This window comes from Faecalibacterium tardum, from assembly GCF_040096515.1.
In the GTDB taxonomy this organism is placed as follows: domain Bacteria; phylum Bacillota; class Clostridia; order Oscillospirales; family Ruminococcaceae; genus Faecalibacterium; species Faecalibacterium tardum.
Genome location: NZ_JBBMEO010000103.1, coordinates 1 through 727, shown reverse-complemented (window position 1 = coordinate 727; position 727 = coordinate 1). Strand labels below are relative to the sequence as shown.

Sequence of the window (727 nt, the reverse complement as noted above, 5' to 3'; positions counted from 1 at the left end):
GCGCTTTCCAGCACCTGTTTCAGCATCTTTTCCCGGTTCATGCAGTTGACAAGGGAAACTTCCAGCCCTGCCAGTTCAATGTTTGCCGGAATCAGGTCAACGCCCTCTGCATGGTGCAGGATGCCTTCACCGGGCGGAATGCTCTGATCGTTCATGGCTTTTGCCATCAGGGTGGAAAGGGTGGTAGGCAGTTCATCGGGCTGCTGCCAGCCCATGCTGATGGTAAGTGACCCCTGCGGGTCAGCGTCCACCAGTAGGACCTTCTTGCCCTCCATCGCCAGCCCGATGCCAAGATTTTCACAGGTGGTGGTCTTACCGGTGCCGCCTTTCTGGTTGACGATGGCAATCGTAGTTGCTTTCTTTGAAATTTTCATCACCTCCGCATCGTTAAGTCATGGTTGGTTTGGTTCTGGTAGGAAAGCTGCATCGTGGTGGGTGCGTTATACAGAGAAGCGAGCAGATATTGTTTCATGTTTCGGATCGGGCTGCTGTTATCTGCAAGGCACTTCAGCACAAAGCGGATATGGTCGGCGTTCAGCTTCATAAACCGGCTGCGTACCACCTCGGCGGGCTTATCGTCCCCGGCAATGTGCAGCAGTTTGCGGTTGGTGGCACAGGTGTCCACCAGCAAATCTACGATCTGATAGATGGTATCCTCATCGTCCGGGCAGAGCCGGAGCAGAAGGTCTACCTCCAAAGACTGCGAAAAATATTCTTCCAGTTGGGC

General features: G+C 53.9%; 2 protein-coding genes. Both read right to left on the bottom strand.

All coding sequences use genetic code 11. From position 1 onward, the window contains the following. Positions 1–374 (bottom strand): ParA family protein (locus tag WMO44_RS14965; RefSeq protein WP_349153055.1); only part of this gene is annotated, 374 nt, incomplete at its 3' end. Further along, positions 374–727, bottom strand: a 354-nt coding sequence (locus tag WMO44_RS14960) for a DUF6017 domain-containing protein (RefSeq protein WP_349153054.1), incomplete at its 5' end; no start/stop codon positions are given. The genes WMO44_RS14960 and WMO44_RS14965, both read right to left, overlap by 1 nt.